Genomic DNA, 16372 nt, shown 5'->3' on the forward strand with positions numbered 1-16372 from the left:
TTCTCCTCAGCATTGGGGTGGTGGTCGCCTAAGCGGCCTTGTTTTTCAGGGTGGCGGTGATGTCGGCCTGGGCGGTTCGAAGGTCGGCGAAGCTCATGCCGTCGATGACTTTGGCCATCAGCAGAAACGAGTTGCCGACCGTCCAGTCGCGGCCGTGGACCAGGGTTTCGTTCGGATCGAAGCCGATGCCGCTCGACAGCGTGAACTGGTTGGGCGGCATCTGGAGCAGTTGGGCCAGGTACTGAATGACCTGCGACGGCGTGGGCTCCGGAATGACCGGCCAGCGCGCGAAGTCGGAGCCGGGAAGGTCTTCGCAACCCGGCGCCGCCCGCGTGAGGTAGATCCTGACGAACGCCATCGGTCACATGCCGATGCTGGAAATGTAGAGGTCGAAGATGGCGTCCTCTTCCTCGCGTTTGACCTTGTCCTTCTTGCGGAAGGTCACGACGCGCTTCAGGATCTGGACATCAAAGCCTTCGCCTTTGGCTTCGGCGTAGACTTCCTTGATGTCGTTCGCGATGACGGCCTTGTCCTCTTCCAGTCGTTCCACGCGCTCGATAATCGTACGCAGGCGGGTCTGGGCGGCGCCGGTGATGACGTCGTTCGAGCTGATCGAGGCGGCATCGCCGCTGGCGATCGTCCGGCACAGGGCCGCGTTCTCGATCTTGGCGCGGTCGGTACCGCCGCAGGGCTGGCAAACCAGGTACGTGCCCAGGGAGATACTCTCGCGGGTTTCCCAGCCAGCGGGCAGGCCGCTGCAATATTCGGTCGCATCGCACCGGGCGCATTCGTAGGTTTTCGGCGGGCCTTTAGGCTCGGCAGGTGCGGGCGGGGCCGGAGTTGAAGGAAGATACCCCTCCACCGCTTCGCGGTCCCCCTCCCCACGCTGTGGAGAGGAGAAGGAAGACGGATCTGTCGGGCCGACCAGAATGTCACGCTTCCCGACGTGGTCGGCAGCGGTGACGACGCCGTTCTTTTCCATCCGCTCCATCAATTCGGCGGCGGAGTTGTAGCTGATTTGCAGCCTGCGCTGGATGAAGCTGGTCGAGGCTTTGCGGTCGTTGGTCACCGCGAAGACGGCCTTGTTATACAGATCGTCGGCCATGGTCAGGACGCCTTGACCAAGGTCAGGATGACGGTGTTGACGTCCGTGCCGCTGGCCTTGAACGAACCGGCGGGCAGTTCTTCGAATTCGGGGCTGTGGGCGGCGATGGCTTCGCGGAAGGCCTGGGTTTTGCGGTTCTCGCGGAACATGACGCCGGCGGCCATGACGGCGACCAGGCGCCCGCCGACTTTGAGGAAATCAATCGCGCGCAGGACGTGGTCGAGGTCGACCTGCTTGGCGAACGGCGGGTTCATCACTACGCGGTCGTATTTGCGCAGCTCGGAATCCAGCGCCAGGAAGTCCATGTTGGCGACGGCGAAGTGCTTGGGTTTAAAATCTTCGAAAAGCCTTGCCAGCTTGTCGTAGTTCTTCCGGTCGTATTCGATAGCCGTGACGTTACAGCCGGCTTCCAGCAGGCGGCGGGCGATCTTTCCGGTACCAGCGGACGGTTCCAGAGCGTCGAGACCTTCCGAAAGTTCGGCCTTTTCGATCACGCGATCGAGGGCGGCGCCGGTCGTTTCGAAGAAGCCGATCTCCTGGGGCGTGGTGACCGTGCCGGCTTCGATCAGTTCGTGCAGGGCGGTTTCGTGTTCGACGTCGGCGTGCTGGTAGACCTTGGGGCCTTTGGCCCATTTGAAACCGGCGGCTTCCAGGGCCTTTTTGACCTGGGGGAACACGCCTTTGTCGAGCTGTTCGACGATGCGGATGCCGTTGGGCAGGATTTCGGCGCGGCGCAGGATGTCGATCACATGAGGGGCGACCTTCATGTCAGTTACCTTTCTTGTTGGCAGGGGAGCGTAGGAACACCCAGCAGTGCAGGTGTTTTTCGATGACGGTGTTGACCGTCGTGGCCTCGACGAACGGTCGGGACTTCGAGGATTTCAGATGCTTTTTGAGATCGTCCAGCGGCGGGCAGGTGTTGCCGGAATTGCGGCAGGCCGCTTCGAACTGGAACAGGTTGATGGCGATCTTTTCAGCAGGCGAGCGGTGCAGGTTGACCGGCGGCTTCTTCTTGAGGTCTTCCAGATTGGCGGTCGGGTCTTCGCGGCTTTCCAGCAGGTCGAACATTTCCCAGAAGTTCGCCACCATCGGGTGGTCGGACTCCATCGACCGGTCGCGGGCGGCGGCCAGGCCGTTGATGTGTTCGTGGGTTTCGAACAGCATGCTGTCCGGGATCTTCATCACCGCTGCCAAGGCATCGAGGCCGGCGTGCAGCTGGGCATGGCATTTGCGGACGCGGGCGTGCCGGATCTTCTGTTTGCCGAGGTCGGCTTCCCACTTGGTGAAACCGGCGCGGAAGGCGGCCATGTAATCGGCCTCGCGCTTGATGATGTGGATCATGACGCCGGAGACGGAATCGCGCGGCCACTGTTCGATCTTTTCGGCGGCGGACTTGGTGGCCGGCGACCAGCCTTCCTTTGTCCATTCGGTGGACATGATCCGCGACAATACCGGTTCTTCGGAATTGACCGGGTTGTTCTGTTCGATGATCAGGGCGCCGCGGAAGGGCGGTTCATAGGTTTCGTTGCCGCCCGACTTGACGCCGGTGGCGCGGCCGATCTGGCCGTTGAACAGGCCCTTGATTTCCGACCAGTCAAAGCGTTTGGCGTGAGGTGTCGTCTCGCTGCGGTCGGATTCCACGAAGACGACGGGCAGGTTGGCCACACGCGACAGGGTGCGGATATAGCCGACCATGGTCGATTTCGACGGGTCGATGCCTTCGTAGCTGTCGTTGATCAGACCTGCCAATTTCCAGAGAAACAGAATAATGGTCGATTTGCCGGTATTGGCCTTGCCGTGCATTTCGAGGTAGCCGAGCGAGGCGTATTCGGCGCGGATCTGTTCGGCGAAGAAGGCCATCACCCAGAAAACGACGGTGACCAGGCCGTTGCCGCGCCAGGCGGTGAAGACGACGTCCAGCCAGGATGTGTCGAGCTGGTCGGGATCGTATTTGTGCGACAGCATTTTCTGCTGCGACTTGATCTTCAGCTGGACGCCGCCCAGGTCGTAATAGTCTTCGGCGTTGACGTTGACGACGCGGCCCTTGTGGACGGCGTAGTCGCCCAGGACCCAGGCCTGGTGTTCGCGGGAATAGCCGGTGAAGCCCAGGGCCTCGATCTTCTTGGCGACCTCGATCTGGCGCGCCATGATGCGGTCCAACTGGAAGGTCGAGCCGGTCCATTGGCCCGGTGACACGGACATCAGGCGCTTTTTGAATTCGCCCGCGGCGGACAGCATCGAGCCGCTGAAGGTGGCCTTGGTGTTGGAATTGTCGCGCGGGAAGTTGAGCTGCAGAAACCACTGACCTTCGTCGGTCAGCTTGTCGTACTGGAAATACAGGACCTGAAAGGCGCAGTTGCCGATCTGGTTGACCTCGACACAGTGTCTCGCCGCGGCCTTGGGCGTGATGCCGTCTTTCGACATCATTTCTTCCATGCGGGCGGTGTTGAAGCTGGCCCAGTAGGTGCGGGCCTTGTGGACGAAGGGAAAGGACGTCCATTCGTGCTTTTCGTGCAGTAGCAGGGCCTTGTCGGTGGCGGTCTCGGCCAGCAGCACGCGACCGTTCCACAGGTAGCCCTTGATATCGTCGGGCGTCAGTTTGCCGGCCAGCTTCAGGTCGTTCCAGTCGGCCTTGTCGGTTTCGCCTTCCGGCCGGGGCTGGGCGGCGGTGGCGAGCCAGCCTTCGTCGATGGCCTTGGCAACGAACTTGCGGGTGTATTCGGTACCGGCGCGGCCAATATCGAGGGCGAAGACGAGACGCGGGCGCTTTTTCAGGTTCTGCCGCTCGACTTCCTGGCGGAGTCGGGCGAGGAAGTGCTCCGGCCAGTTGTTGCAGGACATCAGCGAGACGGCATGCAGGCCTGCGCCGGGGTTGGGATCGCGCAGGGCCCAGGCGTCGAAGATACCTTCGGCCAACCAGATGTCGTTGGCGCGGGCCAGGACCTCAATCGGCTGGTCCGGGGCATGCCAGACATGGCCGGCATGGGAGCCGCCATATTTGAAGCGGGCCTTCTTGTCGAAGCGGCCGGGCTGATCAATCAGGCGTTCCCACCAGGTGTCGTTGGGCAGGGGGAAGCGGACGGTGGCCGTGGTCAGGCGGCGGTCGCGGTCGGCGTAGGTTTCCTGGCTGTAGCAGCCGCGCATGTTGAGCAGGTTGAGGCCGCGGTTGTGGTAGAGGTAGGCGTCGGCGGCGGCGTTCGGGTCGGTTTCGGTCGCCTTGAACCGGTTTGACCAGGTATCGAAGATTTCGGGGTAGTGTTTGCGGACGCTGACTTCGTTGCCGCAATTGTCGGCACGGCCGCAGCGCAGGACCCATGGGGCGGATTTGCGGGTGAACAGTTCCTTCTTGCCGCAGGACGGGCACAGGCCCTTTTGCAGCCAGTCGCCGTTGCCCTTAAAGCCGAACTCGGCCGTGATGCGTTGCACCACGTCTTCGAGAATATGTGCGTCGTCGGGTCGGGACATCAGGGGCTTTCAATCGGCAAGGCGGTAGCGTTCGCCCGGACAGGACGGGCGGCGGGTGGTGGTATGGGTTGTCCGGAAGGCCGGTTACCCGGAGGGCGGTGGCGAAGATTGCTGCCTGGGGCGCAGTCTCAGGAAGGGGACGCTTTCGATGCCGCCGGCAGGCGGCGAAACCGTGGTGATGTAGGTGTTGTGGTTGATCCAGGTATGGCCGCAATCGTGGTTCGGGCAGACGTAGCGGATCTCGATGACCTGACGGCTGAGGACTTCCGATGATCGGACCAGCGCCTTAGTGGCGCAGACTGGACATGGGAAGGTCGGTTGGCGGTTAAAGGTCCGCGCGCCATCGGTTGCGTTGACGGCGCCCCAGCGCTTGCTTTCCGGTTTATTCATGTCCTGGCCCCTGTGGTACGCGGTTTACTATTCGGTGATGGTGAAGGCGCGCTGCAGGCGCTGCATTTCGGCCAGGACCTGGGTGACCTGACGGGCGGTGACTTGGTCATTGCGGCCGAGCGTTGTGTTCAGCGCCTTGGCGATTTCGTCCGGGTTCATCAGTTCGTCGCGCAGGCGGATGGCTTCGGCGCCGATCAGTTTGGCGAGCCGCGAGGCGGTGGCGGGCGGTGTGATGCCAGGCGGCGAAACTTCGGTCGGTTGCCCCCCCTTCACTGAAGTTTCGGGCGGCAGGGCCTGAGGTGGCGTAGCCTCTGTCTTCGCTGGGGACTTGTGACCCTGCATGGCGGTCGGATTGGTGCGACGCAGGCCCAGCTTTATGGCGCGGTTGCGGATGGCCTGATCGTTCATGACGTAGCCAGCCTGGGCGACGGTGTCACGGATGGTCGCGAACGGCACATCGGCGGGCCAGTCTGCCCTCAGAATGCGGTCGAGGTGCGCCCATTCGTCCGGGTCGGGCGTCGGGTCGGTGATGGCCAGCGGCGTGAGCGGCGTGGCTTCGATGATGACCGGTTCGGCGGCTGGGGTTTCCAGCGCCATGGCCTGCTTTTCCGCCTGCCAGACCAGACGGTCGTTGGTTTCCTTGGCGGCGGCTTCGAGTTCTGCGATGCGGGCATTGGCTTGGGCAAGCTTTTCTTCAAGTCGCAGATTGTCGGAAAACTGGCTGTCCGACACGTTGCCGATGCGCTCGATCTCTGCCCAGTGGCCGGCGATTTCCTCTTTCGCGTCCTGTTCGAATTTCACCAGCCGGGCGACTTCGTCGATGGCTTCCTTGTCGCCGGTGACCACGCCGACAGCGCCCAGGGCGTGCATGTATGTGCGGTCGGCTCTTTCGGCGCCAAAGAAGATCGGCTTTGAAGGCGGGGCGAAGGTGTCAGGCCCGAGGACGGTTTCGCAGAGCTTGGACAAGGCCCACGTCACGTCGGTGACGTGCGAATGGGGCGGCATGCCCATCTTGGCGCAGGCTTCGACAGCCGAGTGCGCGACACAGAAGGCATACCCGAAGGCGTAGATTTTCCGGCTCATGCCATCCCCCGGAAGCGCGGGTTGGCTTCGTGGCCGGCGGGGACGATGCGCTGTTCGGCGCAGGCCGCAAAGACCAGACGCGCCGGGCATTTGGCCCGGACAGAGGCGACGCCAACGAAGACGCCGGACCTCACCAGGTCAACGGCGGTTTGGACGGGGGAAACGATGACGGCGTTCACTGGTGGACCTCGCTTGAAACGGGCAGGGACGGAACTTCATGGGCGGTCAGAGCTTTCAGAATGCGCTGGCCGATCTCGCTGTTGGCATCTGGCTCGACTTCGCCACTGGCGATCTTCCGGACCCACTCACGCGAGCAGCCGAAAAGACGGCCTGCGTCACGGAAGGTCAGGTGGTTTTCGTGCAACCATTTCTCAAAAGCGGAGCGAGGTCTGTGGCGATTCGTGATCATTCTGTTGCGCTTCACGTGATTTGTTGCTTTTGTCAACCAAGATGCTTAACACCGGGTTAACAAGGAACTGGCAGCAAGTGACTGGCGCAAACTATTTTGCGCCCATGATGAAACGCGCCTCACAAGACCCGCACCTGGCCCAGGCCCTGAAAATCCTTCGAATGAAGGCGGGGAAGTCGCTTAAGGAAATCGAGCCATCCGTCGGCGTGACGAGGCAGGCGGTCAGCCGTTGGGAAAATGAGACGGCCACATTCCCTGAGGAAAAGGTCCCGCTTTATCTGCGCGCCATCGGCAAGACGCAGGCTGATCTCGACAAGGAAATCATTGGCTTGTCCGAGGATGGCCCGACCTATTCAGGCCCCGGCGCGTACTCGGATTTTGCGGCTTTGCTTAAGCATCAGGTGACGGACGAGAGCATGTCGCCGTGGGTCGAGCCCGGCGAATGGGTATGGTATCAGCATGGCCTTCATCCGCGAAGATCAGAAGGCTGTGTTCTCGAACTGGTCGATGGGACTTTGCTGGTGCGCCTGTATCTTCGGGAAAAAGACGGATTTGTCTTTCTGCAACGGATTAACCCGGAATCGGTAGAGCAATATCTTCACTCAGATGTGAAGGCGATCCACAAGGTGAAGGTGCGCGGAAACTAACGCCGTTGCGCGCTGGTTGACAAAAGCAACAAAAAATGTGACACAATGCAACCTGTGGCGACTTGCGCCATGGGAGCCTTTTGCATGGGTCAGGTCATCCATCTGCATCATCGCGGCATCTTCGGACGCGCCACGAACGTCAATGACAATGTTTTCTTACGGCGGGAGGTCATCACCACACCTTCGGCCCAGCCGGCGGCGGAAACCCCACAAGCCGCCGGCGACTATCTGCGCAAGCGTGCCGACTCATTGACGGCGAAGCAAGCACGCGAGCTGGCGCTGATCACAGCGGCCGGTCTGGCGAAAGACCCGGAGGCCCGGGCCATGCTGCAACGAAAGGCCGACCAGGTGGCGCTGGGCTTGCCTTCGGCGATGTCGCTGCCGCCGATCGAGGCGGTCGAGCCGGTGGCGGGCGAAGGCTGGACCGACGGCGTGCAGCGCTGGCCGCTGCCGTCCGATGCCACGGCATACCGCGTGAAATCGCCCCTCTATCACAGCCGCCACAAGCCAGTGACCTTGATGCCGTGGATACTCGGCCTGCTGGCCGTGGCGGCGGTTCTCTCTCTTCTTCCCCCTTTGTTTTCCTGAGGTCCATCATGCAAGCGATCACGGCCGAGCAAGGCCACAAACCCGCCATCCCTCTTTTCGTTGTCAAGGCGAAGCGCCCCGCGGCCTTCATCGCCCTGCGCTGCATCAAGACGATGCCTGAGCACGGCGTGGTGTTCGGTGACATCTATGGCGGCGCGCCATCGACGCGCAGTGGCGGGCAGCACCGTCATGCCGGCAACGCCACGTTCCTGGTCCGCGTCGGCGACGGCAAGCCGCAGGAGATCAGCGCCCACCTGTTCGAACCCGTCAATCCGGGGCGGCGCTACCTGTGGCCAGGTCTGAACTGAGACCACATTGACACGTTAAGCAAAAGGGCGCTGGAGACGGCGCCCTTACCCATTTCTGTCAGCATGCTCGCGCATAACGTTAATATCGATTAACGCGTCTTGACTCGGTCGCAAAATAGAACATTATGAGAACATTCGGAGAACACGAGAGGAGAAACTCATGAATGTGCAGCCGAGACCCGAGCCCGTTGATGGTGGCGAAAGCCTTGCCGCCACGGTCATTCCGCCGCGTTTTTTGACCATCAGCCGGTTGCCCGGACACGTCATGGTGACCTCGCGGTGCCAGGATTGCGGGACGGAAAGTCAGTATAGCGTGGCGCAACTGGTGCGCGAAAAGGTCGGCTCGATGACAGTGGATGATCTGGCGGCGAAGTGGCGGTGCCGGCGCGATTCCTGCCACGGGCCGTTGGAAATGGATGTCGGGGAGGCGGATTAAACGGACCTCTGAATGGAACAATCGGCGTAGTCTTATTGGGGGTTTTTTATGAGTGTTTTTTCAGTCGATATTCAGGACGCTGCCAGCGATGTTCAGCGGATCAATATGGCGATTTCGCAAGCTGTCGGTAGCGTGGTTGATGGACGTCCTGTCGCCCTCAATGAGCTGATGGTCCTGGTCGGTGCAGCGTCCGAGCTGGCCAGCGACAAGGCCGAACTTATCAAAGCGAGTGCATCTCAGGCGTCTTGATGCCGCGTTAAAATCAATAAGCCCCTTCGTTTCCGGACGAAGGGGCTTTACTTTTAGATGTATGGTGAAAGCGACTTAGCGTGATTTCAGCGTCAGGTCCGTCATCTTTCCTGTATGGAGCAGTCCGTAAAAAGCCAGGGTCGGGGATTCGCCACTCTCATGGGCTACGTTGCTGGACGGACGGAAAGGCTTAAGCTCTTTCTTCATGAAGGGTTTGACGGTCAGGGTATATGTGCGGTCTTCCTCTTCGGCGACAAGGTTCTTGTGCAGGAACTCGGTTGAGATCATGCCCAAAAGCCACGGATATTCCTCAGATCGGACGCTCGGCTTTCGCATGAAGCTGTCGTAGTGCAGGTCATTTACCCGAAAATGGGCGACCCCGCCCGACAGGCGATCCACGTAGAAGAGGGCCAAGAGCTTACCCTTCTCAAGGGTGAATTTCAGGTCCTGGTTTTGCAGTTCAATTGTGTCGACTGAGAACCGGCTGTTGGCAAACGGCGTCAAATCTGTGTTGAAGTCTTTCGTGCCAACAGCACTGGCGTTTCCGAAGTGAAGCGGATCGAGCGGATCCGGTAGCGGGACGGGGCGCGGGTAATCACCGGTTAGCTGCCGCACAAGGCGCTTGGCGGTTTCCATGACCACGATGGGTTTATAGTGGAAGCCGTCCTTGTAGACCTCATTGGTGAAGGCGCGTTCGGCGCCAAGGTCGTGCAAGACCGGCGACGCTATGTCGATCAGTTCCAGCTGGTAATAGGCTGTTAGATAGTGAATGCCGGCATAGACGTGGTTCAACCGCCGCGCCTGTGGCTTGGTCTTGGCTTCCAGGATGATCGAAACGATGCGGATATTGGGATTGACCTCTCGGGCATACCGGATGACGCCTTCGTAACAGCGGGACCAGTGGGTCACTATGCCCTTAGGATTCTTGCTGTCGTCGGCATAGGTCGGGGTGTCGTTCAAGGCATATTCGATGATCAGGACATCGGCTTCTGCCAGCTTTTCCGACCGCTTCAGGCCGAACAAACCATTAAAAATGTTCGTACCGCCTACGGCGTGATTTTCGATAACGTCTAACGTGACGCCGGCTTCCTTTAGGCTTTTGATCGCGGCCCAGAGGTAGTTTTTTTGAATGATCGTATTCGATCCGCCGATTACAACGGCTTTAATGACTGGCTTTTCCATCATGCGTAAAAAGCAAACGAATTGGTGCGGCGCAACTATTTTCGTCACATAGTCGTGATTTTGTGTCCTGCGTTTTCGCCAGATTGCTATTCTTTTCCGACCTCAAGAAGCTCTAACAGCGTGGGATTTCCTTCAGTTAGATCTGCCTCGGGCATTGTCTCGTTTGATGGGATCATGCTAGCAATCCCTTGCGATCCCTTTGCTGCCTCATGCGCGACCATTCGCATGTCCTCGTCAATCTCTTCGGGGGCCAGTTCCCCCATTAACATCAAGTACATCATGTGCCGCGCATAGGACGCCAGAGCAGATCTTTCGCTCGGTGTCGTGGCAATCCGCTTGAGTTTGACCAGGTTTCTGAATTCCGACATTCCGAAGCATAAGTCTGGCCACCATTTATTGTAAAGCCGCTTCTGAAACCTGCGCGAGTCTTATTTCACTCGCCGCACTGCCGGGCGACTGTCTGGCCGTTGTCCCATTTTTTGACGTAGATGGCCTGGCCGGCTTTGATCTGGGCGCAGGATAGGCTTTTGCCATCGGCGCGGACGTCGGCGATGGTGCGGCCGTAGCGATCCTTGCCCAGGCGGACGATGGTGAGGGTTTTGCCGCGCATGGCTTCGGACAGGGCGTCACGGCTGGCGAACGGGTCGCCTTTGACGCAGATGCGACCTGAGGCGCAGTGGCCCGGCATTTCGGGGGCGTCGATGCCAACCAGGCGGACGCGTTCGGAACCGCAGCGCAGGGTGTCGCCGTCGGTGGCAAGGCAGGACAGGGCGGCCATGAGTAAGAGCATGGCCGGGACGGTAGGGTGATTCCCTCTTAGGCCTAACCTATGTCCCCAAGCTTGAGCGGCTTGAATTTGACTTTAGTGTTGTTCCGTGTATTGAATGAATCTTCCCCTTTTTGATGTGCCTTCAGACCATGTTTTTTTGGTCCGTAATCCAGTTTTGGTTTCGTTTGGAGGCGTCAATGGTGAAAATCCTGCATATTCTGTTTAGCAAATGTGAGTTGGGGTTGTCTTCCGATCCCACTCAGGGCTTCAAAGCGTTTGCGAACGGGCCCTTGCCGGTGTTTGCGCTGGTTGTAATCATCGGAATCATGTGTTTAGCGTTTGGCTCTCTCGGCTAATTAGGCCAGCCCCTCACCCGAACGCGTTCGCTTGGCTCCGCTCTCGTCCTCTCCCGCACGCGGGAGACGTGATTAACTACCTGCCGACTCCAAGCGCAGGCGGGTGGTCAGGCCGCCGCTGCCGTCCATGGTGTGGGTCGCTTCCTCGATCAGCCATTTTTGCGCGTTCAGTTCCGTCTTGTCGCCGGTCAGGGTCAACTTGCGGCCGGGGTACCAGTCCGGACGGCCCAGAGACAGGGTTGTGTCATAGGTCCACTTGCCGCGCGACATGCGGGCGTGCTCGGCTTCTGCGGCCTGGGTGGCGTCGGCTTCGTTGTGGTAGACCTTGCGCAGGCGTTTGGGTGTGCCGGATCCGCTATGGCCGATCGTGACGCTGTGCTGGGTAGCGCTGGCCTTGTCATGCCAGACGGCTTTGACGCCGGCGGATTCCTGCTGTTCGGCACAGGACCAGGTCCGCTGTGGCGCGTCCCGGCGATCGAGCGCGACGGAGTTGATGGTGGCGCCGCCGGCCGTCGTGTCGGACCCGGAGGGGGCGAAAATCAGGACGCCGGCCTTCACGGTGGCGGTCGCGTCGAAGCGGCGGCCCAGCTCACGCAACAGCGCGCTGTCGCTCTTGGCGGCATGGCCCAGGGCGGGGATGACTTTTGATGCCACGGCGGGCGCGACGGCTGCCTTGAGGCCGTTGGCCGAGGCGATGGCGGTGATGACGTGGCTGACGGTCTGGCCGACATAGCTGCGTTGCCGACGGACTCGGAAGGCATCGGTAAAGTCGGCTGAACGGCCGCGCAGGGTGATGGTGTCGAACGGGCCGCCCCCTCCTACCTCATCAACCTTGAACGCGCCTTTATCGATCAGTCCGATGGGCAGATTGTCGCACTGCATCCAGCCCATGGCCACGCGCAGTACGGCGCCCTTGGGCGGGATGGCCACGGCGCCGTCTCTATCGTCCAGGACGATGTCCAGCTGGTCGGCGGCCTCGCTGCGCTTCTCCGTGATGGTGACGGCGATGACGCGCGGGTTCATGACCGGCGTCAGGTCGACACCGTCGAGGAACACGGACCAGGAGGCTTTGGCGACAGTCATTCGTCGACAAGTTCGAAGTGCGGGGAGTCGGTTTCGCCACGCTCGCGCGGCTTGCCGTCGCGGTCCCAGTCGGCGCCCCAGCGAATGGGTATGCCCAGCTCGATCGAGGCGGCGAACATGGCGTCGGCGAGCTGGTTGAAGGGGCGCGGGTCTTTCCAGTCGTAGGGGGCGGGCAGCAGGTCGACGGCATGGCCGTAGCCGGTCCTTGGGTCGACGAAGTGCTTGGAGCGCAGGGTCCAGGTGACGACGGGCAGTTCCGGACGGGAGAGGTCCGGCTTGACGCCGACCTTGCGCAACTCTGCCGGGGTGCGGCCCTGGCCGTACAGCTGGTGTTGACGGTGCAGGGTGCGCACGCCTTCGATGGCCATAAAGTCGACGTCGCTGATTTCCAGCGCGCGGTTGATGACGCGGATCATCTTGGGGTGGACGTTCTGCAGGTTGGCCTGGGAGCGGGCGGACAGCTTGAACATAGGAGCCTCAAACGGTGACAGGTTGGACGGCAGGAAGCGCCGCCGGGAGTTCGGAATCGGGGGCGCGGCTGAGTTCGATCGTGAAGGACACCTTGCGGGGGGCGCCGTCTTCGAAGAACAGGGACTGGGTTTCGTCCAGGCTGGTGATCAGGTACTGGCCCAAGACATCGCCGTAGCCGGTGACCAGCAGGTAGGCGTCGCCGGTGTTGCCCATATCGCGCAGGCGGGTGATGGCGCTGTAGTCGCCGATCTGGCCGGGATAAAGGACACCGGGCAGGCTGATGGTGTCGTCGCCCGGGCCGAGGTACTGGGCGGTTGCCAGCGCGCCGAAGCGTTCGCCGCGGGCATGGCGCCACGCGGTTTTGCGCGATAGCTCCTGGTAGGCCAGGGTGCCGATTTCGAAGATGAACATGCCAAGCGCCATCATGTGCATCAGTCGTTATCCCTGTACTTGGAGCGCTCGGCGGCGGCTTTGGCTTCTGCCTTCTGCGTCAGGATCGCCTCGACCTGGGCGGCGATGTCGTAAGCGCTCTGACCTGGCGCGGCATTGACCACGATCGAGCCGGGCGCCAGCTGGACGATGACGGGGCCGGTACCGGCGGGCATGCCCGCGAGTCCTGGCGTAGCCGTTCCCACGGCAAAGGCGCCCGCTACGCCGGCGGCTAAGGTGCGGGCCTGTTTCATGGGCCGCGACATGGTCTTCTGCATGCCGATCGCCAGGCCGTTGGAGATGTGCCCGCCGAAGCCCATGAAGACGCGCGAGGGCGACTTGATGCCGAGGACGCCCTTAAACCAGCCGATGACCTTACCGGCGACGCCTGTAATCATGGTTTTGATGGCGTCCAGCTTTGATCGAATGCCGGAAATCAGACCGTCCATCAGCTGGCCGCCGACTTTCAGCATGCCCGGTACCAGCTGGAGCAGCCAGCCCATGGGCGTGAACTTCATGAACAGGCTGAAGGCCATCTTCACGCCGGCGCCGATGGCCGCGGTGATGTTGCTCCAGGCCTGTCCCATCCACTGGCCGGCGGCGGCGAAGGCGGCTTTGACGTTCGCCCAGACTTGTTGCAGGTAGGCCCAGCCCTGGGCGAGGTAAACCTTGATCTTGTCCCAGTTCTTATAGATCAGGTAGGCGGCAACGCCGATGACTGCGACGACGGCGACAATGGCCAGGATCATCGGATTTGCCAGCATCATCATGCCCGCCTGCATCAGGCCGCGTGCCAGAAACAGGGCCGCGGTGCGCATGATGCCGAAGGCCGTGGCCATCATTGGTCCGGCGCGCGCCAGCATCGTGGCCACCGGGCCGAGGTTCTTCAGCCAGATAAAGGCGTTATAGAGCTGCACCATGGGCCCGATGACCGTACCAAGCGCAAAGCGGATGGCGCCGACGCCGACGCTGAAGGCGGCGAAGAGGGCGATGCCCTTAACGATCATGGCCAGCAGCTGCGGGTTCTTCTGCGCCCAGGCGGCAAATTTGTCGGTGACCTTGATGGCCGACTGGGCCAGGTTGTTGAGACTGGGCAGCAGGGCCGAGCCGATATTGACGGCAAGCGTCATCAGATTGCCCTTCAGAGCGCGCGCCTGCACGCTGGCGTCCTGGCTTCGGATGGCGAAGTCGGCGTCCAGCGTGCCCGAAGCGTTCATCGCCGCCGCGCGAATCTTGCGGTATTCGTCGATATTCTGGATCAGCGGGCGCAGGGCGCCCTGGGCCTGCATGTCCTGGAAGAGGAAGGATAGCTTCGACAGATCGCCGCCGGTGGCCTGTTGTGACAGTTCTGCGATGGCTTCGAGCGGCGTCTTGCCCTGGGCGTAGGCCTTTTTTAGCGCGTTGGGCAGGTCGATTCCGAACTTGGCGAACTTCTTCTGGGTCTCTTCGGTGTTGATCTTGGCCAGCAGGTTCTCAACGTTGGTAGCCGCCTTCGACGCGTCACCGGCGCCCTTGCGCGCGATCTGCAAGGCGGCGGACAGGTCGGCAACGGCACTGACGCCGGTCTGGCCGAAGGCCTGAGACTGGGCGGTCAGGGACGGGAAATAGGTCGCCATGTCGCGCAGTTCGAAGTTACCCATCTTGCCCGCCTGGGCCATGGCGTCGAAGGCGCGCGTCGTGTCCTGGACCGGAACCTTCAGGTTGCTGAAGTTGGCGAAGCTGGTCGCCGACAGGTCTGCGATTTCCGCCCGGTAGGCGGTCGCAGCCTTGCCGATGGGCGTCGTCATAGCCATGGCGCTTTTCGTGTCCATGCCCGCGCCGATCAGGTTGTCGACGCCCTGGCGCATGTTTTCCGGCAGCTGATGGGCCGCTTTCGCCGCGGCCTCGATATTGCGCTGCATCTGGGCGGTGGCTTCGGCGGACATGTCGGCCTTGAGCCGGATATCCGTCATACCGTCACCGAAATCCGACGCCTGTTTGGCCAGGATGAAGAGACCGGCGCCCACGCCGGCGCCGACCATCATATTCTGTTGGCCGGAGGCGCGCATGTTCGAACCGGCCATATCGGCGCGGTTCTGGCGGGCCATGGCGGCACGCTGGCGGTCCAGTTGGCCTGTGGTGCGGCGGATCTGTTCTTCGAGCGCCCGTTCACGGTTGAGCAGGTCCGTGAGGTTTCCGGAGCCGCTGCGGATCTGGGCTTGCAGATCGCGCAGCTCGGTACGCTGGGTGCGCAGTTCGTTGTTGAACCGGCGCAGGGTGTTCTGAGCCTGGCCACCGGCACCGGTCAGCCCCCGCAGGGCATTGTTGAGGTTGCCGCCGCTCTGGAACAGGACCCGAAGATTGAGAGAGCGCGTGCTCACGGTTATTCGTCCTTAATGCCGTTCATGGCGCGGTAACGCTTCATCGCGCGGCCGTGCCAGATCAGCAGTTCTTCACAGTCCATTTCCCAGAGGGTCGGCGGCGGCCAATGGAAAACGCAGGCGATGTCGGCGATCAGTTCGTCGACGGATTCCGGAGAAGGCCGCGGGCCGCTTTCGTCATAAAAAAACCGACGGCCGTATCGATCACGTCGGCCAGATCGTCCGACTCCATCGCCGCCATGTCCTGTTCCGTCACAACCGGGCTGGCGATACGCGGGATCAGGGTGATGTGCGTGTTGACATCGCCCATCTGGATCTGCGCCATCGACAGGCCGCGCAACTCACCGCCCTTCGGCTTGCGAAGGGTCAGTTCGGTGATTTCGTTGTCGCCGCGCTTGATCGGGGCGGACAGGGTGACGGTCTGGGTTTCCATGTTTTCTCCTGGAAGTGGGGTGGCGCCTCAGGCGCGGGTTACAGCGAGACGCCGAAGGTGAAGGACGGGCCGCCGCCGATGCCGAGGGCTTCGCGCATTTCCTTCAGGCGATCGACGCCGCCGACAACGAAGATCGGGGGCAGCAGGCCGTATTCGATCTCGACCACGCCGTTGACGGACAGGCGGTAGTAGGCAACGTTCGTCTTGACGGACCATTCGTTGTTGTCGCCGCCTTTGGCGGTGCCCATGTCGACCTCTTCGTGACGGCCGGTGACCAGGATCTCGGCCTGGGTCCACGTGCCGCTGCTGTCGTCCTGATAGGCGCCGGAAAAGCGCAGCTGGACGCCGGTCAGGCTGGGGAGACCGATCTGGCGCAGAACGGGGACCATCAGGCCGCCCGGCTTCCATTCGAAGTCCATGGGCTCGCCGCCCATGTCGATACGGGCTTCGCTGTCCATACCGGCGCCGCGGAAACCTTCCATCTTGCGGACAATCTTGGGGATGGTGACTTCCGCGACCTGGCCGAGGTAGGACTCGCCGTTGCCGTGGACATTGAAGTTTTTTAGCTTCTTGGGCAGAGACATGGTCGAACTTTCTTTTAAGACGGCT

General features: G+C 61.5%; 23 protein-coding genes and 1 pseudogene. 5 read left to right on the forward strand and 19 right to left on the reverse strand.

Annotated features, from left to right (window positions below):
* Positions 1–28: 28 nt before the first annotated feature.
* From ABAC460_RS34990 to ABAC460_RS35015, 9 genes and pseudogenes are all read right to left on the reverse strand, one after another.
* On the reverse strand, positions 29–358 hold the full coding sequence (locus ABAC460_RS34990; protein ID WP_023453342.1) for a hypothetical protein: 330 nt from the start codon (positions 356–358) through the stop codon (positions 29–31).
* Positions 359–361: 3 nt separating this feature from the next.
* Positions 362–637, reverse strand: a complete 276-nt coding sequence (locus ABAC460_RS50465; protein ID WP_035426138.1) for a DUF2312 domain-containing protein — start codon at positions 635–637, stop codon at positions 362–364.
* A 270-nt stretch (positions 638–907) separates the two neighbouring features.
* Positions 908–1102 (reverse strand): annotated as a pseudogene (locus ABAC460_RS50470) (DNA translocase FtsK); the annotation flags it as partial.
* Positions 1103–1107: 5 nt separating this feature from the next.
* The gene (locus tag ABAC460_RS34995; RefSeq protein ID WP_023453344.1) at positions 1108–1872 is read right to left on the reverse strand and encodes an N-6 DNA methylase; all 765 of its coding nucleotides are present in this window, start codon (positions 1870–1872) and stop codon (positions 1108–1110) included.
* A gap of 1 nt (position 1873) precedes the next feature.
* Positions 1874–4570 carry a toprim domain-containing protein gene (locus ABAC460_RS35000; protein WP_023453345.1) on the reverse strand — a complete coding sequence of 899 codons (2697 nt, stop codon included), beginning with the start codon at positions 4568–4570 and terminating at the stop codon, positions 1874–1876.
* Between the two features lie 84 nt (positions 4571–4654).
* Complete coding sequence (locus ABAC460_RS48265) at positions 4655–4960, reverse strand: ogr/Delta-like zinc finger family protein (protein ID WP_023453346.1); 306 nt, start codon at positions 4958–4960, stop codon at positions 4655–4657.
* Between the two features lie 27 nt (positions 4961–4987).
* A complete protein-coding gene (locus ABAC460_RS35005) occupies positions 4988–6043 on the reverse strand; it encodes a hypothetical protein (protein WP_023453347.1) in 1056 nt (351 codons plus the stop codon).
* Complete coding sequence (locus ABAC460_RS35010; protein WP_023453348.1) at positions 6040–6222, reverse strand: hypothetical protein; 183 nt, start codon at positions 6220–6222, stop codon at positions 6040–6042. The genes ABAC460_RS35005 and ABAC460_RS35010 overlap by 4 nt, the downstream gene beginning before the upstream one ends.
* Positions 6219–6452, reverse strand: coding sequence for a hypothetical protein (locus ABAC460_RS35015; RefSeq protein WP_155914625.1), 234 nt, complete (start codon positions 6450–6452; stop codon positions 6219–6221). The genes ABAC460_RS35010 and ABAC460_RS35015 overlap by 4 nt, the downstream gene beginning before the upstream one ends.
* A gap of 77 nt (positions 6453–6529) precedes the next feature.
* Here ABAC460_RS35015 and ABAC460_RS48270 point away from each other — a divergent pair, with 77 nt between their 5' ends.
* The 5 genes from ABAC460_RS48270 to ABAC460_RS35040 all read left to right on the forward strand — a co-directional run bounded on the left by ABAC460_RS48270 (position 6530) and on the right by ABAC460_RS35040 (position 8680).
* Positions 6530–7099: a helix-turn-helix domain-containing protein gene (locus ABAC460_RS48270; protein ID WP_023453350.1), complete on the forward strand. Its 570-nt coding sequence runs from the start codon at positions 6530–6532 to the stop codon at positions 7097–7099.
* A gap of 84 nt (positions 7100–7183) precedes the next feature.
* Positions 7184–7687, forward strand: a complete 504-nt coding sequence (locus ABAC460_RS35025) for a hypothetical protein (RefSeq protein WP_023453351.1) — start codon at positions 7184–7186, stop codon at positions 7685–7687.
* Between the two features lie 8 nt (positions 7688–7695).
* The gene (locus ABAC460_RS35030) at positions 7696–7995 is read left to right on the forward strand and encodes a hypothetical protein (RefSeq protein ID WP_023453352.1); all 300 of its coding nucleotides are present in this window, start codon (positions 7696–7698) and stop codon (positions 7993–7995) included.
* Between the two features lie 160 nt (positions 7996–8155).
* The gene (locus ABAC460_RS35035; protein WP_023453353.1) at positions 8156–8431 is read left to right on the forward strand and encodes a hypothetical protein; all 276 of its coding nucleotides are present in this window, start codon (positions 8156–8158) and stop codon (positions 8429–8431) included.
* Between the two features lie 48 nt (positions 8432–8479).
* Positions 8480–8680: a hypothetical protein gene (locus ABAC460_RS35040; protein WP_023453354.1), complete on the forward strand. Its 201-nt coding sequence runs from the start codon at positions 8480–8482 to the stop codon at positions 8678–8680.
* 75 nt (positions 8681–8755) lie between these two features.
* Here the strand turns inward: ABAC460_RS35040 and ABAC460_RS35045 are convergent, their stop codons facing one another.
* From ABAC460_RS35045 to ABAC460_RS35090, 10 genes are all read right to left on the reverse strand, one after another.
* Positions 8756–9910 (reverse strand): SGNH/GDSL hydrolase family protein, encoded by a 1155-nt coding sequence (locus ABAC460_RS35045; protein ID WP_155914627.1) that lies wholly within the window; start codon positions 9908–9910, stop codon positions 8756–8758.
* A 38-nt stretch (positions 9911–9948) separates the two neighbouring features.
* A complete protein-coding gene (locus ABAC460_RS35050; protein WP_023453356.1) occupies positions 9949–10230 on the reverse strand; it encodes a hypothetical protein in 282 nt (93 codons plus the stop codon).
* A 65-nt stretch (positions 10231–10295) separates the two neighbouring features.
* Positions 10296–10640: a thermonuclease family protein gene (locus ABAC460_RS35055; protein WP_023453357.1), complete on the reverse strand. Its 345-nt coding sequence runs from the start codon at positions 10638–10640 to the stop codon at positions 10296–10298.
* A gap of 419 nt (positions 10641–11059) precedes the next feature.
* Positions 11060–12070, reverse strand: coding sequence for a contractile injection system protein, VgrG/Pvc8 family (locus ABAC460_RS35065; RefSeq protein ID WP_023453359.1), 1011 nt, complete (start codon positions 12068–12070; stop codon positions 11060–11062).
* Complete coding sequence (locus tag ABAC460_RS35070) at positions 12067–12540, reverse strand: M15 family metallopeptidase (protein WP_023453360.1); 474 nt, start codon at positions 12538–12540, stop codon at positions 12067–12069. The genes ABAC460_RS35065 and ABAC460_RS35070 overlap by 4 nt, the downstream gene beginning before the upstream one ends.
* 7 nt (positions 12541–12547) lie before the next feature.
* Positions 12548–12973: a phage tail protein gene (locus ABAC460_RS35075; RefSeq protein WP_023453361.1), complete on the reverse strand. Its 426-nt coding sequence runs from the start codon at positions 12971–12973 to the stop codon at positions 12548–12550.
* Positions 12973–15330 carry a phage tail tape measure protein gene (locus ABAC460_RS35080; RefSeq protein ID WP_023453362.1) on the reverse strand — a complete coding sequence of 786 codons (2358 nt, stop codon included), beginning with the start codon at positions 15328–15330 and terminating at the stop codon, positions 12973–12975. Before ABAC460_RS35080 ends, ABAC460_RS35075 begins: the two co-directional genes overlap by 1 nt.
* Before the next feature lie 2 nt (positions 15331–15332).
* Entirely contained in the window at positions 15333–15467 is a 135-nt protein-coding gene (locus ABAC460_RS50795; RefSeq protein ID WP_369794100.1) for a GpE family phage tail protein, read from the reverse strand.
* Complete coding sequence (locus tag ABAC460_RS35085; RefSeq protein WP_023453363.1) at positions 15464–15763, reverse strand: phage tail assembly protein; 300 nt, start codon at positions 15761–15763, stop codon at positions 15464–15466. Before ABAC460_RS35085 ends, ABAC460_RS50795 begins: the two co-directional genes overlap by 4 nt.
* Positions 15764–15801: 38 nt before the next feature.
* Complete coding sequence (locus ABAC460_RS35090; protein ID WP_023453364.1) at positions 15802–16347, reverse strand: phage major tail tube protein; 546 nt, start codon at positions 16345–16347, stop codon at positions 15802–15804.
* Positions 16348–16372: the final 25 nt, after the last annotated feature.

The organism is Asticcacaulis sp. AC460 (assembly GCF_000495795.1).
Classification (GTDB): domain Bacteria; phylum Pseudomonadota; class Alphaproteobacteria; order Caulobacterales; family Caulobacteraceae; genus Asticcacaulis.